The sequence below is a fragment of the uncultured Streptococcus sp. genome (assembly GCF_963521255.1).
GTDB lineage: Bacteria > Bacillota > Bacilli > Lactobacillales > Streptococcaceae > Streptococcus.
This window is the reverse complement of record NZ_CAUQTU010000002.1, coordinates 69639-95410: the sequence shown is the minus strand read 5'-3', so window position 1 is coordinate 95410 and position 25772 is coordinate 69639. Positions and strand designations below refer to the sequence as shown.

Annotated in this window: 28 protein-coding genes; 6 read left to right on the top strand and 22 right to left on the bottom strand. The window is 37.7% G+C overall.

Annotation, left to right across the window (positions count from 1 at the left end):
• Window positions 1-20: 20 nt before the first annotated feature.
• On the top strand, window positions 21-746 hold the full coding sequence (locus tag RWP09_RS02405; RefSeq protein WP_314433622.1) for a pseudouridine synthase: 726 nt from the start codon (window positions 21-23) through the stop codon (window positions 744-746).
• Between the two features lie 33 nt (window positions 747-779).
• On the opposite strand, the gene RWP09_RS02400 is transcribed toward RWP09_RS02405, so the two are convergent.
• From RWP09_RS02400 to slmA, 8 genes are all read right to left on the bottom strand, one after another.
• Window positions 780-1163 carry a rhodanese-like domain-containing protein gene (locus RWP09_RS02400; RefSeq protein WP_314433620.1) on the bottom strand — a complete coding sequence of 128 codons (384 nt, stop codon included), beginning with the start codon at window positions 1161-1163 and terminating at the stop codon, window positions 780-782.
• Window positions 1163-1432, bottom strand: a complete 270-nt coding sequence (locus RWP09_RS02395; RefSeq protein ID WP_314433618.1) for a YqgQ family protein — start codon at window positions 1430-1432, stop codon at window positions 1163-1165. The genes RWP09_RS02400 and RWP09_RS02395 overlap by 1 nt, the downstream gene beginning before the upstream one ends.
• A gap of 47 nt (window positions 1433-1479) precedes the next feature.
• Window positions 1480-2076 carry a response regulator transcription factor gene (locus RWP09_RS02390; protein ID WP_314433617.1) on the bottom strand — a complete coding sequence of 199 codons (597 nt, stop codon included), beginning with the start codon at window positions 2074-2076 and terminating at the stop codon, window positions 1480-1482.
• Window positions 2057-2785 (bottom strand): ATP-binding protein, encoded by a 729-nt coding sequence (locus tag RWP09_RS02385; protein ID WP_314433615.1) that lies wholly within the window; start codon window positions 2783-2785, stop codon window positions 2057-2059. The genes RWP09_RS02390 and RWP09_RS02385 overlap by 20 nt, the downstream gene beginning before the upstream one ends.
• 926 nt (window positions 2786-3711) lie before the next feature.
• On the bottom strand, window positions 3712-5727 hold the full coding sequence (locus tag RWP09_RS02380; RefSeq protein WP_314433613.1) for an FtsX-like permease family protein: 2016 nt from the start codon (window positions 5725-5727) through the stop codon (window positions 3712-3714).
• A 12-nt stretch (window positions 5728-5739) separates the two neighbouring features.
• Complete coding sequence (locus RWP09_RS02375; protein ID WP_050489878.1) at window positions 5740-6474, bottom strand: ABC transporter ATP-binding protein; 735 nt, start codon at window positions 6472-6474, stop codon at window positions 5740-5742.
• A 130-nt stretch (window positions 6475-6604) separates the two neighbouring features.
• A complete protein-coding gene (locus RWP09_RS02370; protein WP_004256158.1) occupies window positions 6605-6712 on the bottom strand; it encodes a QVPTGV class sortase B protein-sorting domain-containing protein in 108 nt (35 codons plus the stop codon).
• 31 nt (window positions 6713-6743) lie between these two features.
• On the bottom strand, window positions 6744-6926 hold the full coding sequence (gene slmA / locus RWP09_RS02365; protein WP_080710520.1) for a salivaricin M family lantibiotic: 183 nt from the start codon (window positions 6924-6926) through the stop codon (window positions 6744-6746).
• 494 nt (window positions 6927-7420) lie between these two features.
• On the opposite strand from slmA, the gene RWP09_RS02360 reads away from it, so the two are divergent.
• Window positions 7421-8329, top strand: a complete 909-nt coding sequence (locus tag RWP09_RS02360; RefSeq protein WP_025169857.1) for a LysR family transcriptional regulator — start codon at window positions 7421-7423, stop codon at window positions 8327-8329.
• A 133-nt stretch (window positions 8330-8462) separates the two neighbouring features.
• Here the strand turns inward: RWP09_RS02360 and RWP09_RS02355 are convergent, their stop codons facing one another.
• From RWP09_RS02355 to RWP09_RS02330, 6 genes are all read right to left on the bottom strand, one after another.
• Entirely contained in the window at window positions 8463-9698 is a 1236-nt protein-coding gene (locus RWP09_RS02355; RefSeq protein ID WP_314433609.1) for a hypothetical protein, read from the bottom strand.
• Window positions 9685-12447, bottom strand: a complete 2763-nt coding sequence (locus RWP09_RS02350) for an AAA family ATPase (RefSeq protein ID WP_314433607.1) — start codon at window positions 12445-12447, stop codon at window positions 9685-9687. The genes RWP09_RS02355 and RWP09_RS02350 overlap by 14 nt, the downstream gene beginning before the upstream one ends.
• Window positions 12448-12576: 129 nt before the next feature.
• Window positions 12577-13503: a hypothetical protein gene (locus RWP09_RS02345; RefSeq protein WP_314433605.1), complete on the bottom strand. Its 927-nt coding sequence runs from the start codon at window positions 13501-13503 to the stop codon at window positions 12577-12579.
• 84 nt (window positions 13504-13587) lie between these two features.
• Window positions 13588-14004: a hypothetical protein gene (locus RWP09_RS02340; RefSeq protein WP_261030641.1), complete on the bottom strand. Its 417-nt coding sequence runs from the start codon at window positions 14002-14004 to the stop codon at window positions 13588-13590.
• Window positions 14005-14183: 179 nt separating this feature from the next.
• Window positions 14184-14774 (bottom strand): hypothetical protein, encoded by a 591-nt coding sequence (locus RWP09_RS02335; RefSeq protein WP_314433601.1) that lies wholly within the window; start codon window positions 14772-14774, stop codon window positions 14184-14186.
• 57 nt (window positions 14775-14831) lie between these two features.
• Complete coding sequence (locus tag RWP09_RS02330; RefSeq protein WP_314433599.1) at window positions 14832-15797, bottom strand: choline-binding protein C; 966 nt, start codon at window positions 15795-15797, stop codon at window positions 14832-14834.
• 424 nt (window positions 15798-16221) lie between these two features.
• On the opposite strand from RWP09_RS02330, the gene RWP09_RS02325 reads away from it, so the two are divergent.
• The 3 genes from RWP09_RS02325 (at window position 16222) to RWP09_RS02315 (ending at window position 18230) form a co-directional block, all read left to right on the top strand.
• Window positions 16222-16812, top strand: a complete 591-nt coding sequence (locus tag RWP09_RS02325) for a DUF3990 domain-containing protein (protein WP_314433597.1) — start codon at window positions 16222-16224, stop codon at window positions 16810-16812.
• Window positions 16809-17021 (top strand): hypothetical protein, encoded by a 213-nt coding sequence (locus RWP09_RS02320; protein WP_314433595.1) that lies wholly within the window; start codon window positions 16809-16811, stop codon window positions 17019-17021. The genes RWP09_RS02325 and RWP09_RS02320 overlap by 4 nt, the downstream gene beginning before the upstream one ends.
• 303 nt (window positions 17022-17324) lie before the next feature.
• Complete coding sequence (locus RWP09_RS02315; protein ID WP_314433593.1) at window positions 17325-18230, top strand: helix-turn-helix transcriptional regulator; 906 nt, start codon at window positions 17325-17327, stop codon at window positions 18228-18230.
• A 37-nt stretch (window positions 18231-18267) separates the two neighbouring features.
• On the opposite strand, the gene RWP09_RS02310 is transcribed toward RWP09_RS02315, so the two are convergent.
• The 5 genes from RWP09_RS02310 to miaA are packed head-to-tail and all read right to left on the bottom strand — an operon-like array spanning window position 18268 to window position 22719.
• A complete protein-coding gene (locus RWP09_RS02310; RefSeq protein ID WP_314433591.1) occupies window positions 18268-19023 on the bottom strand; it encodes an SDR family oxidoreductase in 756 nt (251 codons plus the stop codon).
• Window positions 19024-19043: 20 nt separating this feature from the next.
• Entirely contained in the window at window positions 19044-19973 is a 930-nt protein-coding gene (rnz, locus tag RWP09_RS02305) for a ribonuclease Z (RefSeq protein WP_314433589.1), read from the bottom strand.
• A 14-nt stretch (window positions 19974-19987) separates the two neighbouring features.
• Window positions 19988-20611: a cystathionine beta-lyase gene (locus tag RWP09_RS02300; RefSeq protein WP_314433587.1), complete on the bottom strand. Its 624-nt coding sequence runs from the start codon at window positions 20609-20611 to the stop codon at window positions 19988-19990.
• On the bottom strand, window positions 20604-21842 hold the full coding sequence (gene hflX / locus RWP09_RS02295; RefSeq protein WP_020903656.1) for a GTPase HflX: 1239 nt from the start codon (window positions 21840-21842) through the stop codon (window positions 20604-20606). The genes RWP09_RS02300 and hflX overlap by 8 nt, the downstream gene beginning before the upstream one ends.
• The gene (gene miaA, locus RWP09_RS02290) at window positions 21835-22719 is read right to left on the bottom strand and encodes a tRNA (adenosine(37)-N6)-dimethylallyltransferase MiaA (protein ID WP_314433584.1); all 885 of its coding nucleotides are present in this window, start codon (window positions 22717-22719) and stop codon (window positions 21835-21837) included. Before miaA ends, hflX begins: the two co-directional genes overlap by 8 nt.
• A 120-nt stretch (window positions 22720-22839) precedes the next feature.
• Between miaA and RWP09_RS02285 the strand changes: the two genes are divergently transcribed.
• Complete coding sequence (locus RWP09_RS02285) at window positions 22840-23010, top strand: DUF3042 family protein (protein ID WP_001051780.1); 171 nt, start codon at window positions 22840-22842, stop codon at window positions 23008-23010.
• Between the two features lie 50 nt (window positions 23011-23060).
• Here RWP09_RS02285 and RWP09_RS02280 read toward each other — a convergent pair whose 3' ends face one another.
• The 3 genes from RWP09_RS02280 to RWP09_RS02270 all read right to left on the bottom strand — a co-directional run bounded on the left by RWP09_RS02280 (window position 23061) and on the right by RWP09_RS02270 (window position 25760).
• Window positions 23061-23900: a thymidylate synthase gene (locus RWP09_RS02280; RefSeq protein WP_054385264.1), complete on the bottom strand. Its 840-nt coding sequence runs from the start codon at window positions 23898-23900 to the stop codon at window positions 23061-23063.
• 97 nt (window positions 23901-23997) lie between these two features.
• Entirely contained in the window at window positions 23998-24957 is a 960-nt protein-coding gene (locus RWP09_RS02275) for an ROK family glucokinase (protein ID WP_314433573.1), read from the bottom strand.
• A gap of 110 nt (window positions 24958-25067) precedes the next feature.
• The gene (locus tag RWP09_RS02270) at window positions 25068-25760 is read right to left on the bottom strand and encodes an excalibur calcium-binding domain-containing protein (RefSeq protein ID WP_314433570.1); all 693 of its coding nucleotides are present in this window, start codon (window positions 25758-25760) and stop codon (window positions 25068-25070) included.
• Window positions 25761-25772 lie beyond the last annotated feature (12 nt).

Here is a 25772-nt window from a genome sequence, read left to right as displayed (position 1 = left end):
TATGATAAGATAGGCACAGTATGCGTTTAGATAATTTATTAGCCCAAGAAAAAATCAGCCGAAAGGCTATGAAGCAAGCCTTACTCAAAGGGGACATTCTCGTCGATGGTTGCCCAGCCCGCTCTCTAGCCCAAAATATCGATACAGGACTACAAGAACTCCTCTTTCAGGGCCGAATCATTCAGGGCTATGAGCACACCTATCTTATGCTTCATAAGCCTGCTGGTGTCGTTACAGCCAACAAAGACAAGGTACTTCCAACCGTCATGGACCTGCTGTCACCTGACATCCAGTCTGACAAGCTCTATGCCGTCGGCCGACTAGACCGAGATACGACAGGACTCCTCCTTTTGACCGATAACGGTCCCTTGGGCTTTCAGCTCCTCCATCCCCAATATCATGTCGATAAAACTTATCAGGTTGAGGTCAATGGACTTCTGACACCTGACCATATCCAAGCCTTTCAAAAGGGAATTGTCTTTTTAGATGGCACTATCTGTAAACCTGCTAAGCTAGAAATTCTATCTGCAAGTCCTTCCCTCAGTCAAGCCTCTATCACCATTTCAGAGGGGAAATTTCATCAGGTCAAGAAAATGTTCCTCTCAGTTGGTGTCAAGGTAACCTCCCTTAAACGTACCCATTTTGGTCCTTGGAGCTTGGATGACAATCTTCAAGAGGGAGACTATCGCCCCCTCAACTCAGAAGAGTTAACAAGCATTCGTAACTTTCTCAGAAAAAGTGGTTAAAAAATGAGCTCGGAAACCTCCAAGCTCGTTTTCTTATTTCTCAACTTTGACTTTCCCTTTCCAAGAATCCAAGCCATAAGAAAGGATATAAATCTCAGAAAAACCTTGTTTTTTCAAGTAAAGAGCTGCATTTGTGACACGTTGCGCACGTTGGTTTTCGTAAAGAAGGACAGGTTTGTCTTTACGAAGGGCTGCAAGACTAGTTTTCAACTGACTTGAAGGAATATTGCGAGCCCCAAGGATATGTTTTCTGTGGAATTCTGCTGGATCACGCAAATCAATCAATTGACCTGTACGAAGCAAGGCTTCAAACTCCTCATTGTCTACAATTTTAGCCGCACGGCGAATACGAAGATAGTTAAAGCCCATCCACGCCAACATTGCTAGTATAAGTGCCCACAAAATCCAAGTAACCATTAGTTCTTTTCTCCATTTTTCTCAATATAATCCAATTCTACCTTGTGCTCTCTACGAAGAACTGCTTCTACCTCTAGATAGTCTAATTTGTCCATCAACCCTGCATCATAAATCCGAGAGAGTTCCAACTTCATCAGTTCAATATCATATAAGCGTTTTCCCATGTAAACAATAATACCAAATCGTTTAAGGAATTGCTGCACATCATAGAATGTTTTCATAAGACTCATTCTAGCAAAATTTTGTGTTTTTTTCAAGAAGAGACTCACACAAGAAGTATCACAGAAATTAAAAAAGCTGCATCTTCTGCAACTTTTTAATCTGGTGGAAAATAGCCCAACTGTTCAGCGATATGAATCGCCTCCTGCCTGTTAGCCACTCCCAATTTTGAAAAGATATTGGCCAAGTGATTGGAAACTGTACGTTTACTCACATAGACCTTGTCACAAACATCATCAATGGTCAAGCCATTTCTAACCAGTTCTAGTATCTCGATTTCTCGTGGTGTTAGCACCTCTACCATCACTTCATCTGAAAAGACCTTACCACCTAGATAAATCTTTTCCAGTTTTTTCACCAACTCATCTGGGTCCATACTTTTGTCCAGAAAGCCATAAGCCCCCATAACTTTAGCTCGGTGTTCATACATTTTTTTACTGTAACCTGTCAAAATCACAACCTTACTAGAACAACCATTGTCGATAATCTCTTGTGCCAAGGTCAGCCCATCATCTTGATACAGACTCGTCAAGTTGATGTCAACCAAAATAATGTCGTAGTCATCAAAAGCAATCTCCGAAATAGTCGAAAAATTATCCACTAACTGGACCTTTTTAATATTTTCCGATAACTCTAAAATCATCTTGATACTTTGGCTAAATAATTTATGATCATCAATTAACAAAATTTTCATAACACAACTCCTTATCAATCGGGAGAGTAATTTCTACACGAAATCTCTTATTATTTTCAAAAATCTGCATTTGACCACCTAAAACACTAATTTTATTAGACATATTTTTCAAGCCATAACCTAAGGATTTTTCTGTTTGAAGGCAGTTATTTTCAGAAATGATAAAAAGAGCGTCATCATGCACATCAATCTTCAAAGAAATCCTTCCACCACTAGCGTACTTAACGGCATTGGTCGCCAATTCCTCAACCAGACGATAGGCAATTTTATCGTAAGGAGATAAAAGCCTAAAGTGGACAGGAAACTGTGTGACGACTTCATTTTCTGCGTGATAGCGCTTGACAATCCGATTAATCAGCCCTTGATACTGGATGTCTAACTGCTCGTCTGTTTCTACCATTGGCTGATAATAATCCATCCGCTCACGAATCCGCTGAACCAACTCCTCTGTTACCAGATTGATTTGTTCACCAAAAGCTTGATTGCTACTATATTTATTGAAATTTTTTATTGCCATCACATTTTGCAGGATTTCATTGTGAAGAAATTCGGAGAACTGTTGTTCTGTATCTTCATTTGCCAGCAGATTTTTCACCATACGGTTACGCTTTAAAAAGAGAACTTTTACATAATCCCTAGCATCTAGCATTTCAGCAGAACGAAAGAGGCGAATCAATTCTTCCGAACAAATCCCGAACAATAATAACATGATATTCAAGACCAAAAAGCTCGTGTTTAAGTCTAGACGAAAGATGATGAAAATGCCTACTAACAAAAACATAACCAGTAAAAACAAGCGTGAAAAAGCTTTTATATAGGACAACTTCAACTCTACTACCTTTTTCTGAAGAGAGTTAATAATTGTTTTGAGATGCAAAAAAGCAAGTATTCCAATAATCTCAAGATACCAGACTAGGTTCATCACTCCTGAGCCCCTCGTATTGATATACAAAAAGAAATAAGAAAGAGGCAATATTAAAGCTAATATCCACAAATTTCGTCTCTGATACTTGAGTTTACTTTTCAACTCTTTATGATATAAAATCAGTAAAATCAAGGGAACAAGGTTTAAAAAGAAAGACGCAAACAAGGACAGAAATAGAAAAATTGAAGGACTTAACAGATACGAACTAATGGTGATTAGTGTCAACACAAAGGACACACTCAACAGTTCTTCTCCTATTTTCTCTCCCAGAAAGATAATAGACAGAGAACTATACACCAATAAAAAAGAGTTGAGCGGATGAAGAATATCAAAAAAGTGCAACAGGGTACTCGCAACTCCTTGATTAAATATGGATTGCCAGCTAATGAGAAATATCATCAGAAGCAACCAAAGTTTCAACTCACTATACCGAAAGGTCACAATATTACAAATATAGCTAAATACAATTAAAGCAATAATCAGCAATAAAACCATCTGCAAGGAAAAATCTGTCGAAAAGTCCAGAGGGATCCTATAATGAATATAAATCATTAAAGCTAGATGATTAAAAATCGTCAACCACCACAATAAAAGTGAGTTTTTCGAGAGCGATTTGACAAACTGTTTCATATGTATCTACTTCCTGAACTACTTTAATATCATTATAACACAATACCAGAATTGTCGGATAGGCAACTCTGGTATTTGACTTAATTTTCAATAATTTGCCAACTTACTCTGTAAGTCACTAGCAAGTAAAGGACAAATAGTAAGACCGCTACTCCCAGATAGGTGATATCAATAGAAATGCTGGTATTAGCGAAATTCTCAAAATAGCCCAAAAGAGCTGTACTCAAGGCAAGTGCTAGCGGACCTGCGATGACCAGCGGAACCAAGAAATAACTTAGAATCTGTTGCAAAAGAATAAAGCGATTTTGCTTTCTCTTGTTCCCAAGAAGGTATAAGATTTGATAATCATTTACACTATCCAAAGCACTTGTAGAAGTTTGAAGGGACAAGATACTGAGGGAAATAATGATAAAAATAACACTTACAAAAATCATGACAAAGACAATGACGCCCATAAATCCAAGGTAAACCTCAAAAATACTTCCTTTCGTTTGATAGGTGAACGAATTCAACTCTGCTCCATCACGAGTGAAGTAGTATTTTTCAATCCACTTACTCAAGAATGTTTCTACTTCCCGTTTGTCAATGTTTTCTTTGAAATTAGCAACATAGGTCGTGTGGTCTTCCGTCAATCCAACTACTACCTTATCTGGTACAATCAAGGTTCCTGCGTCATTTAGACCTACTGAAGATAAAAAGTAAACTGTTTCAAGTGGCTTTGAAGAGGCAAGGTTGAGAGAATGACCGTTAATCATGAGGGTTTTGGTCGTTGATAGAAAGTCCTGGATCTGCTTGGCAGTTCCTTTATAATTGGCATTGACTAGAAATTGGTCTTCTGCCAAGTCAACCGCTTTTTTCCCTTGCAGTTTGCGGAGATGATTGTAGGCAGAAATTCCTAAAATCGGTACTTTTGATTCAGGAAGTTTCTTATCATGCTCCCAGAGATTGCTAGTATCAATCAAATCTTTATAGGTTAAATCACTAGAATAGCTAGGATAGCTGTACTCCTCTTTGATGAGGTTAAAGTCAAATCCATCTGCTTTCAGCCTATCTTTTACAGAATCCTGAGCAAATTGGAACTCTTGACCACGATAAAGATTGACAGTTACATCATAAGGTGAGTATTTGTTCAGCTCTCGGTTCATAGTCGTATAGGCACTACCACTAAAAACGAGTAAGCTGAGAGCCAGTGTCAAGGTCAAGGATAAGACAGCCAACGTGACCGAATTACTATCAGCTTGTTTTGAAAATTGACGGATTTTAAAAGTGTTTAGTTTGTTATAGTAGGTTTGAGGCAGTTTTCTAAGGGAGACCAAGATAAAATGGCTCAAGGTATTGTAAAATAAAATCACAAAAATCACGAAGACAGATACCAGCAAGATACCCCAGCTTTTCAAGAATGATAGATGGTGATAGTCTGAAAAATAGAGAGCACCAAAACCGATAACAGCTGTCGAAAGAATAAAGAGAAGTGCTTGAAGAACTGGCTTGCCTTTTGCCAAGACAGATTTCTTGACCCCATTCTCTTGAATAAGTGCAATGATATTTTGCTTTCTAAAGGTAAGAATGTCCATGACACCAACAATAAAACTGGTTACCAAATAGGAATAAACTAGTAAGATGACAGACTTGCTATCAAAGAAAAGCAGACTACCAAAGTAATTAGCCATAAAAAACTCAGATGCAATCTTAGCTAGAATGACCAGTAAGATCAATCCAAGCAAGAAACCTAGAATCAAGGAAAAGATATTGACCAGCATGGTTTCAAAGAACAGGGTACGGATAATCTGCTTCTTCTTCATTCCCAGCGTTGCATAAAGTCCCAACTCTTTCTTGCGCCGTCCCAGCACAAAATTTGTGGCGTAAACGATGAGAAAGGCAATCGCCGATAGAATCAGATAGGAAAGCAAGCCCATGTACTGGCTCATCACCGTCGTTAACATTTCCTTTGCTCCTGATAAACTTTGCATCACTGGATGGCTTGGTAAAGCATTAAAAGCGTAGAGCAAGCTATAAATCAAGGTCAGACTGAAAAAATAGATGGTATAGGTCTGTAAATTTCGAAATACATTTCGTAAAATTAATTTTGGATACATACTCTCCTCCTCCTATCTGGTACGGCTGTAAATCTCTTGCAAATACTGTTCATTAGATAAGCTGTTACGTTCCAAATCATCCATAATCTTTCCATCGCTAAGTAGCACCATCCGTGAGGAATACTTTGCTGCAGCAGGGTCATGCGTAACCAGTAAAATGGTAATACCAAAACTTTTATTGATTTCCTGCAAAAGTGCCATCAGTTTTTCAGAATTGGCAGAGTCCAAGGCTCCTGTCGGCTCATCTGCGATAATCAGTTTAGAATCATCAATCAAGGCTCTAGCAGTTGCCACACGTTGTCGCTGACCACCTGATAACTGATTAGGAAACTTATCTTTTAAGTTTTGAATGGCCAACTTATCCAAAATTTCCTCAATCTTATCCTGATGTTTTTTGATATTTTTCCCCTGAATCTGGAGAGGTAGGACGATATTTTCATAAACTGTCAAGGTTTCCACCAAGTTGTAGGCTTGGAAAATATAGGAAATGTTTTTAGCACGATAGTCAGCTAGTTCATTTTCCTTGGCATGGATGATATCAAAATCTTCAAATCGAATCTCACCTGATGTTGGTTTATCAATCGTTGAAATACAGTTGAGAAGTGTTGTTTTTCCACTACCACTAGCCCCCATAATTGCCAGAAATTCACCTTTTTCAACGGACAGGTTCACATCTGATAAAGCATGAACGATATTATCACCTTGACCAAATGTTTTCGTTAATCCTGTTACAATAAGCTGTTTCATCATTTCATTCCTCCGTTTATTTATTACTCTCTCATTATACGGTTCCTTTCAATGTTTGGCATGAGTATTTTGTGCAATATATTCAAGTTATAAAAAACCGATGCCTTTTTCAGGTATCGGTCAATGTTGATTATTTGCGATCGTTTCTTTTTTTCATAAAGTAAACAATCCCTATGACAACAACTCCTAAGACCAGTACAGGTGCATAGAATTCTAGTGTTCCAATAATTCCTTCCATTTTATCCTCCTGTCAAAAAATAGAGGTAGTTTTATCCACAGCGCACGTTTGGCGAAATATATTCATAAGAATATGCAAACCACCAAGCACAGCGCCCCTGTGCTGTTAATCTAACAGCCGTACACCACCCAGCAACAGATTTACCATCCAATTCTTGGCTATTAATTCCATAATCCAAAGAATCTATCTCAAAGTTGTCTTGGTTTGTTTGTATTTCTTCCGTAAATATAACACCAAATCAAAATGTTGTCAATGTTTTGTAATAAAACACTAGAATTTTCCTTTTGTTTTATCTAACAACGAACATTATTTCTCGTATACTCATAAGAATAGGTGAAACACAATCCACAGAGACCTGCTACTGTCATTTTAAAAGCTGTGTACCACTAGCTTCTGATTGCGCGGAAAGTTCTTGCTTTTCAACCTCGAAACTTAGAGAATCAATTTCTAAACGATTTGTATTTTTAGCCATAAGGTTGCCTCCTTCCTTCTTTTGGATGATCATCTTTACAGTAACTAGTATAAACTCTAGTATTGGATAAGTAATGAGTAAATCGTGCAAGTTTCTTATTTTCGAGAAAAATTTTTAATCTTATTTACTAAATGATTTAGAAGTTTCTTCTTAACTACTTTACAGAGGCTCACACACTCCCCCTGATTTTCCTATCTTCTTTGGCGATTCTGACGCAAGTGTGGTACAATAAAAACATGAGAATTCAACAATTACATTATATTATCAAAATCGTCGAAACTGGCTCCATGAATGAGGCAGCCAAGCAACTCTTTATCACTCAACCTAGTCTTTCCAATGCAGTAAGAGATTTGGAAAATGAAATGGGCATTGAAATCTTTATCCGCAATCCCAAGGGTATTACCTTGACCCGTGATGGCATGGAATTCCTCTCTTATGCCCGTCAGGTTGTCGAGCAAACTCAGCTTCTAGAAGAACGCTATAAAAATCCTGTTGCCCACCGCGAACTCTTTAGCGTTTCCTCTCAACACTATGCCTTTGTGGTCAATGCCTTTGTCTCTCTGCTCAAGAAAAGTGATATGGAGAAATACGAGCTCTTCCTTCGTGAAACTCGGACTTGGGAGATTATCGACGACGTCAAGAACTTCCGTAGTGAGGTCGGTGTCCTATTTTTGAACAGCTACAACCGTGATGTTTTAACGAAAATGCTGGATGACAACCACCTGCTGGCTCACCATCTTTTTACCGCCCAGCCTCATATCTTTGTCAGTAAGACCAACCCTCTGGCAAAAAAAGACAAGGTCAAACTATCTGATTTAGAAAACTTCCCTTACCTCAGCTATGACCAAGGGACGCACAACTCCTTCTACTTCTCTGAAGAGATTCTCTCGCAGGAATACCACAAAAAATCTATCGTAGTCAGTGACCGTGCCACCCTCTTTAATCTCTTGATTGGTTTGGACGGATACACGATTGCAACAGGGATTTTGAACAGCAACCTCAACGGGGACAACATCGTTTCCATCCCATTGGATATTGACGACTCCATTGAGCTAGTCTATATCCAGCATGAAAAAACCAGCCTATCTAAGATGGGCGAACGCTTTATCGACTATCTACTAGAAGAAGTCCAGTTTGATAGTTGATACTCTTTGATTTTCATTGAGTATGAGAATATCTCTAAATCGAATAACCTAAAAATCTCAAGAACTAGCTTTCAACCCTAGTTTTTGAGCTTTTTTCTCTAATGATAATAAATCAAGAGTATTTTATAAAATCTTATTTTTTAAACCAAAATATAGAAAGAATTACAACTAGGACAAGCCCAGCTCCTGCAACAATGCCAAATACTGGAATGTTTTCAAATAGGTTGTCTTCTGACTTTGTCTCCTCACTACTGTCTTGAGTTGATTCTGCCACCGTATCACCTTGTTTCGCTACTTCTTGCTCTGCTTTTTTATCGATTTTCTTAGGACCATAATTTGGATTTACAAAAGTTACTAGCTTGGAAGGTTTAGAATAGTCTTCCTCCCCTTCTTTGACTTGCCATGACACAGAATATAAAGTCCGTCCCTCCAATACCATTCCTAAATCAATTCGCTCACCAGGAGGCAAACCTCCACCTAAACCGACACTAAAAGCAAACCCTTGCTCCTCCTGATCATCTTTTAAGACAATAAACCCGTTCTCACTCACTTTTTTAAGGCGAGATAATTTCCCTCTAATATCTCCATCTTTAAAGGTTCCAGTGTAGCTTCCATCCTCTCCTAAAATAAGTGATGAAGCTCTACCAGGCTTAGTACCATTATTTGGCTCTTTATTAATCCAAGTACCTACTAATTCGGATGGGAGAGGAATTTCATCTCCAATTTTGGCATCGACAAGGGACTTAGGCATAGGAGGATTCGGATCCATATTATCTCCGATGATTGGGAGATTTAGAGAAGTATATTCAATAGTTGAGGTATCTATCTTTGTTTTAGAGTCAAGGTTTAAGTCATCTAGATCACCTTCTCCTGCTCTAAATTGACTTTGTTTAATTAAAGTTGGCTCTTTATTTTCTTTAGAAAGTTGGAACAACCTATATGACATAATCCCTGGAACACTTTCAAACACTATAATACTGCCATCTGTGTAGGTATTAATAACTGTCCCCATTCTATGGCTTGTATCCCAAAATCTATCAAATAATGGAGTGGGAGTATTACCATTCATATAATATACTTCAAACAGTTCCCATTTTTCACCATTGATTAGATTGATTAGACCGATTAATAACTCATCCGTCCCATTTTTATCAATATCCATCAAAGCGTAACCAAGTCTATTAGCATTATTTTCAAATAGATGTTTGCTCTCCCACTTCTCAGTAATTTGTGGCAATAGTTGGTTGTAGGCAGTATTGTCAGCTTGGACTAAATTCACAAGTGAAAATAAGCCTATTATAAAAGAAAGCACCACCATTAGTTTATTTAGTAATTTCAAACGATTCTCCATATTTTTATAATCTCTCATATTCTAGCATCATTCTCTCAATATCGACTTTATCTATTGTCGATAAATCAGTCACGTTATCACGTAATACTCTAATTGATAAATTCTTAATGATTTTTTCATTGATATTTCTAATCCAGCGACCATTACTACAATCATTGATTTTGTTATACAAAGATTCAATAGTTTGAGTATAATAGTCCACATCAATAAAGTATCCTTGATTTTTTAATCCTAATAAACCAATTTGAATAATTTCATCCGCTGTATAATCTTCAAAATCAAAAGTGTTTGGAATTCGGCTTGGTAGTCCTGAATTTACTGAGAGAAATTCTTCCATTTCCTTTGTATATCCAGCAAAGATAATGACAATATCTCTTCTATGATCTTCCATGAATTTAAGAATCTCATCAATTGCTTCTTTACCAAATCGATCTTCATTAGAATTTGATAGCGTGTATGCTTCATCAATGAACAAAACTCCTCCTAAAGCAGATTTCAATACTTCCTGCGTCTTGATAGCCGTTTGCCCTACATACCCAGCTACTAAATCACTACGAGATACCTCTATGAATTTATTTTGAGGAATAATTCCCTTTTGATACAGAATTTTTCCTACGATACAAGCTACGGTGGTTTTACCAGTCCCTGGATTTCCCAAGAATAACGAATGTAGTGAGAACTCACTCACAGCAGCACCTTGCTCTTCTCTCTTCTTATTCAACTCTGCTAATGAAATAAATTGTTCAACCTGTTTTTTAACTTTCTCTATTCCTATCAAGTTTTGTAGTTGTTCCAAAGCATCTTTTTGATTTTCTTCTGGTTGTTGGGTGCCTTGAAGAAGGACATCATCTATATCTTCATTGATAATTGTCACATAGTCATCAACCTGCGTCTCAACAACACGATTGGCTAAAGCTCTCATCAAGTGTTCATTAAAATTACGAATCCATCGTCCATTACTATGATCTAACGAGCGACTATAGGCCTGCTTGACTCTCATAGCATAGTAATCTTCGTCTTCAAGTTGATAAGCAGATTTCTGAAGATTTTTCAATCCCATTTCGACAATTTCATCACCAGAATAGTCCTCAAAGAAGAAGGTATTTGGTACACGTGACTTTAATCCAGGATTTGTTTCAAAAAACTGTTCCATTTCTTTAGTGTACCCCGCAAATATAATCATAATCTCATTGCGGTAATCTTCCATATACTTTAGTATCGTGTTTATAGCCTCTAGTCCAAAATTATGTTGAGAAGATTTTCCTTTATTTAAAGTATATGCTTCATCAATAAAGAGGATTCCACCTTTAGCCTTCTCCAATATTGCTTGCGTTTGTACTGCCGTCTCACCAATATGAGTTGCAATAAGATCCGACTCAGAAACCTCAATAAATTTAAATTCATCTCCAGGGAGAACACCTCTGTCAAAGAGAACTCTACCTAACAATCTTGCTACTGTTGTCTTCCCTGTACCAGGATTTCCTGTAAAAACAGAATGTAGAGATTGTTCTTGGACTGGAAGACCTTCTGATAATCTTTTTTGATTGAATTCGACTGTTCTTAATAATTTTTGAACTTCTTTTTTTACATTATTCAAACCAATCAAGCTATACAATTCTTCCTCATAATTGCGTTCGATAGTCTCACTAATTTCCTCTTGTAGTTCTGAATTTGTACTCTCTTCATTCAAAATTTTACAGCTATCATCTGAAATATCCCATATTATACCATTCGTATCTTCAAATTCTTTAAGAATAGTATCTGCAATTAGGTATGAATTCTCTGAAAGGCGAATATTGGGGGTAACATTACGATTTAATTTTATTGTATTTGCTATTAAGACAGAAGCCCAACAATAAATATCAACTTTCTCCTCGTTCTCCCCTTTGATATCAACATAGTCACTAATTCTACAAAATGAATTTGATTCTAACATAAGAGATTCCCTAATGACCGTTTGCTCTATACAGATTCGACTACTAATTGCCCTTATTGATGTCAAAGAATCTCCAGTTGATTCAAGACTAGAACTATTTTTTAAACAAACAGCTGCTTGATACAACGGTTGAATGACTTCTGTATTTTTAAATTTTGCAGTAGAACGACTTAAAAAAACAGCAGGGTATGCTTGTTCAGCGTCCCCCCCTTTTAAGACGGTATTTATGGAAGTTACTGATGAATCTTTTATATTTAATATATTTGAACCCCATCTCTCAATCACTGTATCTTCCATTTGAATAGAAGAACCCTTATCTGCATTCAATTTTATATTTAACTCAGCACGTTTTAGTTCTAGAGTAGAATTACTAACTTTAATTGATGTTGTACTGTAAGAACCATTATATAATTGATTTCCTGCATTTTCGATTGACAATTTTGACTTACCTTCAACTAATATGAAAAATTGTTTATTTTCTAATTGTTCATTAAAGTATACAGTATTTAGAACGACAGTTGAATTACCCTTTATTACTAAAGCACAACGGTGGTCATCTACTTGAAACCAAATATTTTCAAACTGAACTGTAACGCCGTTCATAATTCTCAGAGTCGCTGCTATAGTATTGTGATAAAGCGTTCCTCCACCTTCGGTCCCAGAAATTTGTCCAACTATTTTGATACTTTTTTCTATCTTATAATGTCTTCCTGCTGGTAGTTCAAGCATAAAACCTTCTTCAAATGCAAGAATATCCCCATCTTTAGCCTTCGAATAAGCATCTCCAAAAGACCATGAACTAAAACTTGTTCCTACTTTATATGTTGTCATTTTTTTAATATCTTTCTAAACCATGAAAAATCTAAATAAAATGACTTATAGATATCATTTCATTTAGATTTTATCATTTATTAATCTATCTATCAGTTTTATGTAATATTTAAGTTTTAATTTAACTGACTAAAACATTCTTCTGATTGAATCTTCCACAGAATGCTCAATACCTCTAGCAATTCCCCCCGTAACTTTAAAAGTAAACAATACAACTTTTCCTAAAACTTTGAAAAATCCAATACTAATTCTAATTAAGATTGATAGCATTTTTTCCAAAATATTCCCAGCCTTTTCTACCCTTTCTTGAGTTAATAAATCAGACACTTTTCTTTTTTGCGAAGACATTTCTTGACTCCTATGATCACTCGATATTGGACTTTCAGAGTCCAATTCACTCCCCTGTACTTCAGGAACTGAATTTACTTTTTGCATTGAAGGCATTTTTACTGATTCATTTTGACTCTTTTTTTTTGGAGGATGTTGACGATTATATTTAATAGCAAAAATCCAACCATAAAAGATGGTAAAATACCATGATGCAAACAAAGCCACTATCCCAAGACTAATACATACAACCCTAATTCCAAACTGAATCGCAAACATTCCACTAACTGCGTCAAGTGCACGATCAATTGCTCTATCATATACTGGTTCAATGGATGTAGGATATCCACGATAATCATAGTAGATTCTATGTTTTAAATAAATATCACCTTTATCCATTTCTTCTCTATATGCAGCACCTATTTGTTTAAACATTAAACTGAAGAAAAATCCTTTTGGGATAATATTTGAGACTACTTTAAAAATGTAAGAAAATACATACGGATACAATAGAATATTGATAATTGCCAAAATTATAGTTAACACAATATTCAACATTACAGAAAATTGACTTTGCGAATGAGTAACGTGGAATTTTTCATACTCAGCAATTTCTGAAAAGAATTTTACAGTATTGTAATAGGTGATAGAACCTAATACACCTACACCTAAAAAATTAATTGGATTTAAATAATACCAAAATGGAAAGCGAAATAAAATTTTTTTCATTTTAACCTAAAACCTTTCTTATCACTATATAATGCAGAATTTCTACTAGTACATTCATCCCAACTACTACTTAAAGAAAGTTATTTAATGAATCTGTTTACTAGTAGTCTTATCACCTTTTATAATCATTATTGCTGCAAAAATATTTATCAAAGCACAGATAAAATATAGAATAGCTCCGTAACCTAATTGTGCTCTACCAACTATTTCTTTCAAGAATGTAAAATGAATAAACAAACTAAATGCACTTAATAAAATAATGACAAGTGACTGAATAATTGCTATCACTCTTCTATTTACTATAAATAAAGATAATAATAAAGTGATTACAAATGCACCGTACCAAACAATAAATACCATAAATCGGGAAGGCGCATTTAGATAATCAACTACGTACTCACTTACCGGAGCTAGTGATTGATTACCTGATGAAACAACAGGCAATAAGAAAGTAATTAGGCCAACCAAGCTGGCTAGAGTTATTAATTTTTTAAATTTCATTCATATTCTCCCTGTATACAATTTCCTACCCCAGTAGCTTTTAATACTCTTCGAAAATCAAATTCAAACTACGTCAGCGTCACCTTGCCGTACTCAAGTACAGCCTGCGGCTAGCTTCCTAGTTTGCTCTTTGATTTTCATTGAGTATAGGGTACTGAGGTAAGCTTTGAATGTGTAGTCTATTTTACTCGGTTAAAGGTTTGATCTGGCTCTTGAAGATAAAGTTCCTTATCTTTTAACATATATTTTGTTTTTCCTAAATCTCTTCCTTTAGTGTCTGTGATTGTCAATACTTTCTTTTGTTTATCAATTTTCACTAGTCTTTTTTCTTTGTCTCCGTCTGAATCTTCAGAGATAACGGTCCCAGAATTTCCTTTAATCACCATGACTAAATGATCACGTTTTGTTAAAATTTCATAAGTTCCATCTAATGGATCACTGGTTAATTTACGAACTCCAAAGAACAGAACAAGAAAGACAGCTAGGCTTATTCCGACAGATTGTAGAGGTTTTGTTTCAAATAATTTTTTAATTTTTTCAATCGAACCATCCATATCTAGATTTTCGATTTGTTTTCCAGCTTTATCTACAAAACTTGCTGCCTCTTTTTTGATTGCTTCTACTCTATCAGGCTTCTCTGTCACTACTTCATGAATTGATTCTTCCATTCTTTCCGTAGTCTCTTCGACTTTTTCTACAGCCACTTCTTCAGTATCTTCGACTTTTTCTACGGTCACTTCTTCGTTCGTTTGGTTTTCATGTTTTTCCATTATTTTCTCTTTTCTCCCTGTTTAAAATAAGTTTTATCTACAGTATAGATTATTTTCTTATTTCACCCACTTACCTGAGCCATCTACTTGGTAGCCATCTGGGGTACGTTCATTGACTGCCATCTTACCATTTGACTTGAGATAGTAGTCACCTACCCATGTGTTACGAGCGTAACTTCCTTCTGATGTTAGATAATAGTAAGATTGGTAGCTACTATCATAGATCCACTCACTCTTAGCCATTTTACCATCTGATTTGAGGTAGTAGCTTCCAGACCAAGCATTACGTGCATAGCTACCCTCTGCTGTCAAGTAATAGTATGATTGATAGTTATTGTCATAAATCCACTCGCTCTTAGCCATGTAGCCACCTGATTTGAGGTAATAATTGCCTGACCAAGCATTCTGAACAAAGTTACCTGAAGCATTTAGGTAGAAGTAGGAATTGTACTGAACATCAAAAATCCATTGATTCACTACTTTAACACCAGCTTTGTAGTAAGAAGAACCTGACCAGCCAGTCTGACCTGAGTTAGAGTTAGTGGTTTGTTTTGGAGTTTCAGTAGCTTTTGGTGTCTCTACCTTCTTAATCGGATAGTATGTATATTCTGAGATTTTAAAAACTTCTGAACGTCCAAAGTAACGTTTTCCAAAATCATCTGAGCTGTAGATATCCAGATGATAGTTCCCATCTTTTACTGAGAGTATATTAATTCCCTGTCTTATTCTATTACTTCCTCCAAATCTTCCAAAAGAGTATGAAGAAGCAAGTTCTCCAGTATCTTCATTAACTAGATCAAAATCAAGATATGTATTATCATTAGTTGTAGAACTTCTTTGAAGGTCAACCAAAAGTATAGTTACTTCTCCTGTCTGTATCAAGTTGATTTTCAAGGGATTTTGAGTATCCTTGACACTCATATCTGTTAAGGCATGAACCGCTGTCGGTTTAGAAGCTACATAACCTACTGACAATAAAGCACCAGCTAGTAAAGAAGAGGCCAACATTTTTCTGTTTTTCATAACAAAACTCCTTATATATTTCTATTTTTCTAAAATTTTTGATAATTGTCTTATAACCTTAAAAGTAAATATAATTTTTTTCTAGTGTCAAGTGTTTAAGTTTTTCCCATAGCATTTTCTCCTTTGATGGCTAATAGAATAGGATTGAGTGATAAGTCAATCCTTGTTATACTAGTATAACAAGCCAGCTTTATTAGCTATTCTCTCCCTTATCATACCATAATAGATATTTAAATTTTTCGTCATTTAAACTATAGTTTCAATCTTGTTCATAAAAACAAAAAATAGCATAGAATTCTAATATTTTGTAACTATAGTTTTCTTTCTCCATTTTTTTCTCTAAATTTTTATATAATAGTTTTAGAAGGATTTTAGAGTGGTAGACTTATCTACACTAAAATTGAAACAGGTAGTAGGTGCGTAAATGCTAGAAAAATGCTATAATTATTTTATGGAAGAGTTAAACTTTAATCAGGAGTTTAGCAGTACAAAAATTTGGTATCACGGAACGACATCTACTCAAGTTGCTTCTTTAAAAGATGGAATAGATGTCCATCATAGTAAACGTAACTGTGATTTTGGTATCGGATTTTATGTGACATCTAAGCTCAGCCAAGCAATTAAATGGGCTCAGCGGAAAACAAAAGATGAAATTCCTTTTAATCCGAATGTAAAATCGGTTGTTCTAAGTTATCAATTTCAAGAACTTGATAATTCTGAAACTAAAATTTTTGAAATTGACAAAGAATACTTTCAGTTTGTTTATAAAAATAGATTGGAGTTAGATGCTAAGTCTGGAAATAATATTCATCATTTTTCAGCAGTATTTGGTCCAGTTCTTGATGGTCAAATTACACGATTGAAAGAAACTTTAGATAATTATTTCCAAGGGTTGAATACCTTAGAACAAACTGCTGAAATGCTTTTGGGAAAATATCAGAATGATACGCAATTGTGTATATGTGATCAAAGAATTGCAGATAGACTAACCCTAGTTAAGGAGGAAACGATATGATTTTGTCAAGTGAAGAACAAGCTCTCAGAGCTGAAGTAGAACAGTTTTTAAGGAAGAATTATCATATTGCTCCTGATACTGTTTCTCCTGTTACAAATGTTGTATTGGAAAACTGGTTTGAAGAGCTAGATAATGGAGGTTCTCATTTAACCGCAGACCTTATAGCTGATAATATCGTAGATATTGCCCACCGTTACTCAGTGCATTAATAAGTCATTTGAGTTTGGTTCATCAAATATTCTCAAAAACTATTCATGACCACAAAAAGGAACAAATCTCTTTCTAGTACGAGATATTAACTCTACTATAAGGGATTTATTCCTTTTTGTGTTTATACAGCTTATTAGACCCTACTTATCTATTTTTTCGCAAACTAAACTATAGTTTCAATCTTGTTCATAAAAACAAAAAATAGCATAGAATTCTAATATTTTGTAACTATAGTTTTCTTTCTCCATTTTTTTCTCTAAATTTTTATATAATAGTCTTAGAAGTATATAAGGAGATGATTTATGGAAAACCTATATCCATTTGGAACTACATTTAAGTACCTGCGCGAAGCACGAGGCCTCAGCCTAAAGGAAGCCGCCTCAGATATCGTATCACCACAGTTCCTAAGTCAATTTGAAAAAGGAGACAAGGGAATTTCACTTGAAAACTTTGCCAAACTATTAATTGTTATCGGAGTTGAATGGAATGATTTTGTTCTCGCCTATGCAAATAAAGGCGGAGACTGCTTAGAATTACCTGCTATTGAATTTGGCAAGCATGTGGTCCATGAAGAAGATATCCTCACTTACATTGAAGAATACGAAAAATTATTTGATGTCTATCTAAAAGACAATCCACTTCAAGCAGAAATGATTTTTAAATCTATTAAATTAAGACATTATCCAACCATAGCAAAGAGTCCAGAAACTGTTGCCAGGATTCAAAACATTATCAATCATTTAATGAAATCGGATGTCTTTAATAGTATCGAACTTGAAATTTATCGCGTCATCGTCAATCATTCTCCTATGGAACTTATTGACCATATGACCAAACAATTATTACTTATGTACAAAGAAAGTGCCAATACTGACACCTACATCCGTATCTTAAATGCTCTTACTTTCTCCGTAAAATACTTCTCTGAACTAGGGTACTATCAAAAGGCTGATGATATTATTAAAAAAATTAAATCACTTCAGACCTTCGAACGAGGTTATCTGGCTATTCCCCTCATGTTCCTAGAAGTTGAACATGTTTACAATCAATTTAGATGGAATAAACCTGAGGCTATTCCCCTAGCCAAAAATCTATTTAATTATCTTCAAAGCGCAAAATTTATTGACCAGCAGTACTATTCTAATTTTATCAACGCCTTCACCTATCATTGCCACGCATTAAATAAGACTGGTATTGATTTGTTCTAATCGTAAAAAAAGTTGCTCCATTTTAGGAACAACTTTTTTACTTATAATTAAAAGTCTCCCCAGCCAGCTTATCAGCTAGCTTGGGAAAGAGAGTATAAAACTTATGGGCTAGGTTCAACAACATCGGAAGATTGAGTTCTCGTTTGTTTTTTCCCATAATCTTGACAATCTTTTTAGCAACTGCATCTGGCTCTAGCAGGAAGCGGTCAACCGACTTGAGATAGGTGCCATCTGGGTCGGCTTGGTCGAAAAATCCTGTTCGGATTGGCCCTGGATTGACTGTCGTTACGTAAACACCATGAGGCATGAGTTCTAATCGTAGGGCATTTGAAAAACCAATAGCCGCAAACTTAGTTGCTGAGTAGAGACTAGACTTGCCAGTAGCAATCAAACCTGCCATGCTGACGATATTGATGATATGGCCTTTTCGGCTTTCCTTCATTCGAGCCGCAAGGCGACGAGACAGATTCATTAGGGCAAAGGTATTGACCTCGAACATCTGATGAATATCTTGGTCGGAAATTTGGTCAAATTCCTCAAAAATCCCGTAACCAGCGTTGTTTATCAAGACATCAATCTCGCCATAGCGGAGATAGAGGTCTGCTACCAGAGCTTCTAAGGCTGAGTCATCGGTAATATCGATTTCAATCCATTCTGCATGGGGATGATTTCCGTAGAGTTGGGCTAATTTTTCCTTATTTCTACCAAGCAAGATGAGTTGGTCATTTGGCAGAAGTTTAACTATTTCTTGGGCTAGACCACCGCTAGCTCCTGTAATGAGAATAGTAGGCATACTGTTCCTTTCTCAATCTGTTAGATTTCCACTTCCTCCAAGTCTTTGACCACATGGACATTTTCAAAAACACTAGCAGCATCTTTTTTGAGCTTGCTGATATCTTTTGAGAGGAAACGGGCACTGATATGGTTGAGCAATAGTCGTTTGGCGCTTGCTTCTACCGCTACTTGTGCAGCTTGCATGTTAGTAGAGTGGCCATGGTTACGAGCAATTTTTTCATCACCCTTGCCATAAGTCGATTCATGAACCAGGACATCGGCATTGACAGCCAGACGCACACTGGAATCCGTTTTTCGAGTGTCTCCTAAAATAGTGATAATCTTACCTGGACGGGGAGCTGAGATATAGTCAGCTGCCTTGATTTCAGTTCCGTCTTCGAGAACAACGTCCTGACCGTTTTTGATTTTCCCAAAAAGCGGGCCAAATGGGACACCAGCAGCCTTAAGTTTTTCAGCATCCAGCGTTCCTTCAAGGTCCTTTTGGATAACACGGTATCCAACACAGAAAATAGTGTGATCCAGCTCCTCTGCATACACCGTAAACTTATCAGTCTCAAGAATTTTTCCTAGAGAATCTTGGTCAAACTCATGAAAATGAATACGGTAAGGCAGGCGCGAACCTGACACACGAAGGCTGGTTAAGACAAATGACTTAATCCCTTGCGGTCCATAGATTTCCAAATCTGTCTGCTCTTCATTAGCCTGAAAAGCACGACTAGAAAGGAAACCTGGCAAGCCAAAGATGTGGTCTCCATGCAGGTGAGTGATAAAAATTTTGCTGACCTTGCGTGGTCGAATTGTGGTTTCCAGAATGCGATTTTGCGTACCTTCTCCACAGTCAAAGAGCCAGACTTCGTTAATCTCGTCCAAGAGTTTCAGGGCGAGACTGGAGACATTGCGGGCTTTAGAGGGCTGACCAGCCCCCGTTCCTAAAAATTGAATATCCATTCGATACTTTCTAATTAATCAATATATAACATGGCTGTGCGGTTTTCCGATCGGAAATAACATTTGCCAGAAAAAACAGTAGCTTCTTGCAGTAACTCCTCTTGGCTGTATCCTTTGAGACGTTTGCGACCATCAGCCAAGTTTTCCAAATCAGTCAAAGCTGTAAGACTTTCCACACTAACAACTTCTTCGTCCCCGACAGCCTTCATGTAAATCTTACCAGACTCCTCAAAGACTAATTGATGGGGGAAAATTTGCGCAATTTCAAATAGCAAGTCATCCGAGATTACCTCTTCATTTTCAGAGAAAATCCGACCCAAACCCTCACTCTCATAACAAAAACCAAAGGATTTACCAGACAGATTAAGCCGAACAAAGGGCTTGTTTTCTAAGGCGAAACTTGGTTCAGCATTGTAAAGATTCAGTTCCTGACTGAGTTCCGCAAAATAATCCGTCGCAGCTTGAGGACTCTTTTTTTGATATAGTTCTGCAAAGTAAGCATTGACTACACTTGGCGGAGGTGTGATAAGAGTCAATTGCTCCTGCTCTGTTTTACCAGCTAGAAGTTGATCCAGATAGACCTTGTCTAGACTCGTATAGCCCCCATATTTTAGAGCCAACGTTTTAATATCAATCATAAAATTCTTCTAACCTCCATTTATTTTTCTCAGAAATGTAGCCTCTAATCACTTCGCCGTCATCTTGATAATCACGTTCTTCCAGAATCGCAACACTTTCTAAATCATGAATCTTGTAGGACTTTGAAAAAGGCACTCGCAGTGTAAAAGATTCAAAAATATCCTTGATTTTCTCTAAAAATAGTGCCTGCAAATTCTCACGACTATCCTCAGACTTGGCAGAAATGAGGGCATAAGGCGTTTGGGTAGGCGTGAAATCCTCCACCAAATCCGCTTTATTATAAAGTGTCAGACGAGGAATATCTTCCATGTCCAGATCTTTCATGATGGATAGAACTGTTTTTTCATGCTCCTCATGGTAAGGATTGCTGGCATCAATAACATGAACTAGAAGATCCACATGCTTGCTTTCTTCCAAGGTTGACTTGAAACTGGACACCAACTCTGTCGGCAAATCTTGGATAAAGCCAACGGTATCTGTCAAAGTTACTTGGAGATTTCCCCCTAGATGAATACTCTTAGTCGTCGCATCCAGAGTTGCAAAGAGCTCGTCCGCTTCATACTGAGTCTTACTGGTTAAAGTGTTCATGATAGTTGACTTCCCAGCATTGGTATAACCAATCAAACCAATCTTAAAGGTGCTGGACTCCAAACGTTTTTCTCTGACAGTCGCCCGATTTTTCTCAACCACCTTGAGCTGGCGCTCTATATCCGTGATTTGGTTGCGAACGCTACGACGGTTCAATTCCAGCTGGCTTTCACCAGGTCCACGGGAACCAATTCCCCCTGCCTGACGGCTGAGCATAATTCCCTGACCAACCAAGCGAGGCAGGAGATATTTGAGCTGGGCTAGGTGGACTTGGAGCTTCCCTTCATGGCTTCGAGCCCGCATGGCAAAGATATCCAAAATCAACTGCATACGGTCAATGACCTTAACACCCAGAACCTCCTCTAGATTGACATTTTGCCTTGGTGTCAAACGGTTGTTGACGATGACAGTGGTAATTTCTTCTGCATCTACCATGAGCGCAATTTCTTCTAACTTACCAGAGCCGACGAAGGTCTTGGAATCATATTTTTCACGTTTTTGTCTGTAGCTATCTACAACGACTGCCCCTGCCGTTTTCGCTAAACTAGCCAATTCTTCCATGGAGAGGTCAAAATTGTCCATGCCCTGCAATTCCACACCGATGAGAAGGACGCGTTCCTCTTTTTTCTCCGTTTCAATCATCTAAAAACTCCTCTATCTGACTTAAAATGCGGTCTTGCACACCAGATTCTCCAATCTGATAAAAGGTGACCTGCATGCGATTACGGAACCAGGTCAACTGACGCTTGGCAAAACGACGGGTAGCCTGTTTGAGACTCTCACCAACTTCATCCAGAGTCTGCTCTCCACGGAAGTAAGGAAAGAGTTCCTTGTAACCAATCCCTTTAGCAGCCTGCACATCTGGATAATGGTCAAAGAGCCACTTAGCCTCATCCAAAAGCCCAGCATCAAACATCAAGTCCACGCGGTGATTGATACGTTCATATAATTGACTGCGTTCATCATCCAAGCAGATAATCAATGGTTCATACAAGGTCTCTTGATTTTCCAAATCCTGACCAAAATGAGCAATTTCCAAGGCACGCATAGCACGACGACGATTAAACTGGGGAATTTCAAGACCTGCTTGCGCCACAAGATGAGCTAATTCCTCATCCGTATAAGGCTCCAAACTAGCCCGATAGGCCAAAATCTCCTCATGAGGTGTCTCCCCACCCAGATGGTAACCTTCTAGCAAACTCTGGATATAAAGTCCAGTCCCACCAGCGATAATGGCTATCTTGCCACGACTGTGAATATCCTCAATAGCCATCTTAGCTTCTGAAACAAAATCAAAAGCCGAGTAAGACTCGGTTACCTCTCTAACATCAATTAAATGATGAGGAACAGCTGCCTGCTCTTCTGGACTAGCCTTGGCCGTCCCAATATCAAGTCTTCGATAGACTTGCTGGCTATCTCCACTAACCACTTCGCCATTAAAACGCTTGGCCACTTCAATGGCAAGGGATGTTTTTCCAACAGCAGTCGGTCCAACAATCACAATTATTTTTGTTTTCATCTTTTTTCCTTGAAAAATTCCCATTTTTTCGTTACTATTATTATAACACAAAAAGGTCAGTCAGAAAAATGTGACCTCTTGAGGAGGCTGGCTGGTATAGAATATAAAGGAGGAAGACTCATGGCTAAAGGATTCGCTAAAGGTCTTGTAACAGGTGTCGCAGGAACTGTCGCTGCAGTTGCAGGTGCAGTATACGCATTTAAAAAGAAAGTAATCGAACCAGAAGAGCAAAAAGCAGCTTTCATCGAAGAAAACCGTAAAAAAGCAGCTCGTCGCCGCGTATCACGTTAAAAAACAAAAGAAGTTGGGATTCATTGTCTCAACTTCTTTTTTCTATTCTTTTAAATAGCTAGGTCAAACTTCAACTGCGGCTTGACAGGGTCATAATCCACCAACTCAAAATCTTCTGCTTTGATATCAAAGAAATTGGTCTTATCTGGCACATTCAAAACCAAACGAGGTTGGCAGTCAGACGGCTCACGACGGAGCAATTCCTGAGCTTGTTCAAATTGATTGTCATAGATATGGAGGTTGTTGATGAAGTAGAAGAACTTCCCAACCTTCCAGCCAAAATGTTTGGCAATCATCATTTGAAGAGCCACATACTGCATCGCATTGATGTGGTGGGCCACCAGCATATCATTGGAGCGCTGGGTCAAGGTTGCATCCAGATAGATTTCTCCATCTACACGGCGGACATCAAACATGGTCTGAAAAGCACATGGGAGCAGCCCTTCTGTTTCTTCGAAAGCTTGGTAATCCCAAAGGGAGATAATATTCCGACGATTCCAAGGATTGGCTTCCAACTGTTTGAGAAGCTTATTGATGATATCGTGTTTCTTAACGACTGCCCCGTAACGCTCACCAATAGTTCCTGTATCTCCCACTTCCCAGTCATTCCAGTAGTGAACGTTGTACTTGTCATTAAGCACGTCTAGGCTATTTGACTGATCTTGGTAGATCCAGAGAACTTCCTTGATGGCGGATTTGATAGCGATAGGACGCAAGGTTGTAATGGGAAATTCACCCTTAGCCAAATCATACTCGGCAAAGGCACCTGTCACATATTTAGAGTTGGCAACGGTTCCGTCCTTGTACTTAGGACGAGCCTGTTCTGAGAAAACACCTTCCTTTAGAATGCGTTCAATATTTTCTTTAAAAATCGTATCTGCTTTGGTCATTTCATTTCACCTCATTCATTGTCCTAACTAGTATAGCATAAAAAAGAAAAGAGGAACATTACTAACTCTAGGTTAGCATTTTTCCCCTTTTATTATTTTATTGCAATACAAGTGATGCTGCTCCAATAACTCCAGCGTCATTTCCTAGAGTTGCAAGAGCTAATTTAGTAGATGTACGTACTTGTGGGAAGCTATTTTCGTCGTAGACTTTTTGAACACCTTGGAGAAGGAATTCTCCTGCAGCTGACACACCACCACCGATGACGATGGTTGATGGGTTTAGGATTGAACCAATGTTAGCACAAGCGATTCCCAAGTAACGTGAGAAGTTGCGGTAAACGATCAAGGCAAGGTCGTCTCCTTCTTTTGCAAGGTCAAAGACAGTCTTAGCAGTTACTTCTTCTCCGTTATCGATCAAGCGTTTCAAGGCTGCATCTCCTTCGTATTCATCCGCATAGCGACGAGTCAAGTTGACAATCCCTGTTGCAGAAGCAACTGTCTCAAGGCAACCTTTCTTACCGCAAGTACATGCAATTGGCTGGTCAAAGTCAACAGTGATGTGACCAAGCTCCCCTGCTGCACCAGCAACACCATGAAGCAATTTGCCTTCAGCGACAATACCGCCACCAACACCAGTACCTAGTGTCATAAAGACAACATCTGGTTGGTTATCACCAGCACCCATCCAGCGCTCACCAAGAGCTGCCACGTTGGCATCATTATCGATGAAGAAAGGAATGCCCAAGGATTTTTCAATCTTTTCTTTAATTGGTTGAAGGGTTTTCCAGTTCAAATTGTAGGCACCAATAACAGTCCCTTTTTCACGGTCAACCACACCTGGTGATCCCATTCCAATACCTTGGAAGTCTGCTGCTGCCAATCCAAGCAAGTCCAAACGATGTTGAATAGACTCAATCATATCATCAACGATATGACTTCCCTCATCCAAAATGTTAGTCTTGATAGACCATTTTTCTTGGATTTCTCCTGCTGTTGTCAAGATTGCAAATTTGATAGAAGTTCCACCAAGGTCAATCCCAATAATCTTTTGACTCATCATATTCTCCTTTTTCATTATGAATTAACTGAAAATGCTTACAGTACTAGTATAACAAAATTCACTCATTTATGCAAAGGTTTGCATTAACTTTCTAAATTTTATCTGATTTATGGTTTCCAGAGACCTGAAGCATCTACGTAGTAGCGGCCCCCATCAACTCGCTCATTTTTAGCCATTTTACCATCCGATTTCAAATAATAATTTCCTTGCCACGCATTGCGAGCATAAGAACCATCTGATTTCAAGTAATACCAGGCTTGGTAAGAAGAGTCATAAAGCCATTCACCTTGTGCCATTTTACCGTTAGATTTAAGGTAGTAAGCTCCTTGCCATGCATTCTTTGCATAAGATCCGTCTGATTTCAAATAATACCAAGCTTGATAGGAAGAATCATAAATCCATTCGCTCTGTGCCATTTGACCATCTTCTTTCAGATAATAGCTTCCCTGCCAAGCATTTTTTACTGGATTGCCATTTCCATCAAAGTAGTACCAAGCACCATCCTGCTTAACCCAGCCACTTGCTGTTGCTGAACTTATATCAGTTTGAGTTGTAGTCGCTTGTTTTACTTTGAAAGCACCCTTAGGAGCATTTTTCAATTCGCAAGCCACACCATCATGATCGCGGTCTAACTTGGCAGAATAACCAGGGTCTCCCTCATGAATATCCGCGTATCCATTCGCCCAAGCTTCCTTACAACTAGAAAAATGAATGTTTTCTTCTGCTAACACAGGTTGTGAAAATAAAGCCAAAACTGGCAAGGTAGCCAGACTCATTTTTAAAAATAGACGTTTGTTCATTTCTTTCTCCTA

Coding starts and splice junctions, on each gene's coding strand:
- RWP09_RS02315 (WP_314433593.1), top strand. CDS start 17,325: ATGGAAAACCTATATCCATTTGGAACTACATTTAAGTACCTGCGCGAA.
- RWP09_RS02370 (WP_004256158.1), bottom strand. CDS start 6,712: ATGGAAGGAATTATTGGAACACTAGAATTCTATGCACCTGTACTGGTC.
- RWP09_RS02270 (WP_314433570.1), bottom strand. CDS start 25,760: ATGAACAAACGTCTATTTTTAAAAATGAGTCTGGCTACCTTGCCAGTT.
- rnz (WP_314433589.1), bottom strand. CDS start 19,973: ATGGATATTCAATTTTTAGGAACGGGGGCTGGTCAGCCCTCTAAAGCC.
- RWP09_RS02355 (WP_314433609.1), bottom strand. CDS start 9,698: ATGAGAGATTATAAAAATATGGAGAATCGTTTGAAATTACTAAATAAA.
- RWP09_RS02310 (WP_314433591.1), bottom strand. CDS start 19,023: ATGCCTACTATTCTCATTACAGGAGCTAGCGGTGGTCTAGCCCAAGAA.
- RWP09_RS02325 (WP_314433597.1), top strand. CDS start 16,222: ATGCTAGAAAAATGCTATAATTATTTTATGGAAGAGTTAAACTTTAAT.
- RWP09_RS02335 (WP_314433601.1), bottom strand. CDS start 14,774: ATGGAAAAACATGAAAACCAAACGAACGAAGAAGTGACCGTAGAAAAA.
- RWP09_RS02380 (WP_314433613.1), bottom strand. CDS start 5,727: ATGTATCCAAAATTAATTTTACGAAATGTATTTCGAAATTTACAGACC.
- RWP09_RS02385 (WP_314433615.1), bottom strand. CDS start 2,785: ATGTTATTATTGTTCGGGATTTGTTCGGAAGAATTGATTCGCCTCTTT.
- RWP09_RS02320 (WP_314433595.1), top strand. CDS start 16,809: ATGATTTTGTCAAGTGAAGAACAAGCTCTCAGAGCTGAAGTAGAACAG.
- RWP09_RS02340 (WP_261030641.1), bottom strand. CDS start 14,004: ATGAAATTTAAAAAATTAATAACTCTAGCCAGCTTGGTTGGCCTAATT.
- miaA (WP_314433584.1), bottom strand. CDS start 22,719: ATGAAAACAAAAATAATTGTGATTGTTGGACCGACTGCTGTTGGAAAA.
- RWP09_RS02285 (WP_001051780.1), top strand. CDS start 22,840: ATGGCTAAAGGATTCGCTAAAGGTCTTGTAACAGGTGTCGCAGGAACT.
- RWP09_RS02350 (WP_314433607.1), bottom strand. CDS start 12,447: ATGACAACATATAAAGTAGGAACAAGTTTTAGTTCATGGTCTTTTGGA.
- RWP09_RS02280 (WP_054385264.1), bottom strand. CDS start 23,900: ATGACCAAAGCAGATACGATTTTTAAAGAAAATATTGAACGCATTCTA.
- RWP09_RS02300 (WP_314433587.1), bottom strand. CDS start 20,611: ATGATTGATATTAAAACGTTGGCTCTAAAATATGGGGGCTATACGAGT.
- RWP09_RS02405 (WP_314433622.1), top strand. CDS start 21: ATGCGTTTAGATAATTTATTAGCCCAAGAAAAAATCAGCCGAAAGGCT.
- RWP09_RS02400 (WP_314433620.1), bottom strand. CDS start 1,163: ATGGTTACTTGGATTTTGTGGGCACTTATACTAGCAATGTTGGCGTGG.
- RWP09_RS02275 (WP_314433573.1), bottom strand. CDS start 24,957: ATGAGTCAAAAGATTATTGGGATTGACCTTGGTGGAACTTCTATCAAA.
- RWP09_RS02390 (WP_314433617.1), bottom strand. CDS start 2,076: ATGAAAATTTTGTTAATTGATGATCATAAATTATTTAGCCAAAGTATC.
- RWP09_RS02360 (WP_025169857.1), top strand. CDS start 7,421: ATGAGAATTCAACAATTACATTATATTATCAAAATCGTCGAAACTGGC.
- RWP09_RS02375 (WP_050489878.1), bottom strand. CDS start 6,474: ATGAAACAGCTTATTGTAACAGGATTAACGAAAACATTTGGTCAAGGT.
- hflX (WP_020903656.1), bottom strand. CDS start 21,842: ATGATTGAAACGGAGAAAAAAGAGGAACGCGTCCTTCTCATCGGTGTG.
- RWP09_RS02345 (WP_314433605.1), bottom strand. CDS start 13,503: ATGAAAAAAATTTTATTTCGCTTTCCATTTTGGTATTATTTAAATCCA.
- RWP09_RS02330 (WP_314433599.1), bottom strand. CDS start 15,797: ATGAAAAACAGAAAAATGTTGGCCTCTTCTTTACTAGCTGGTGCTTTA.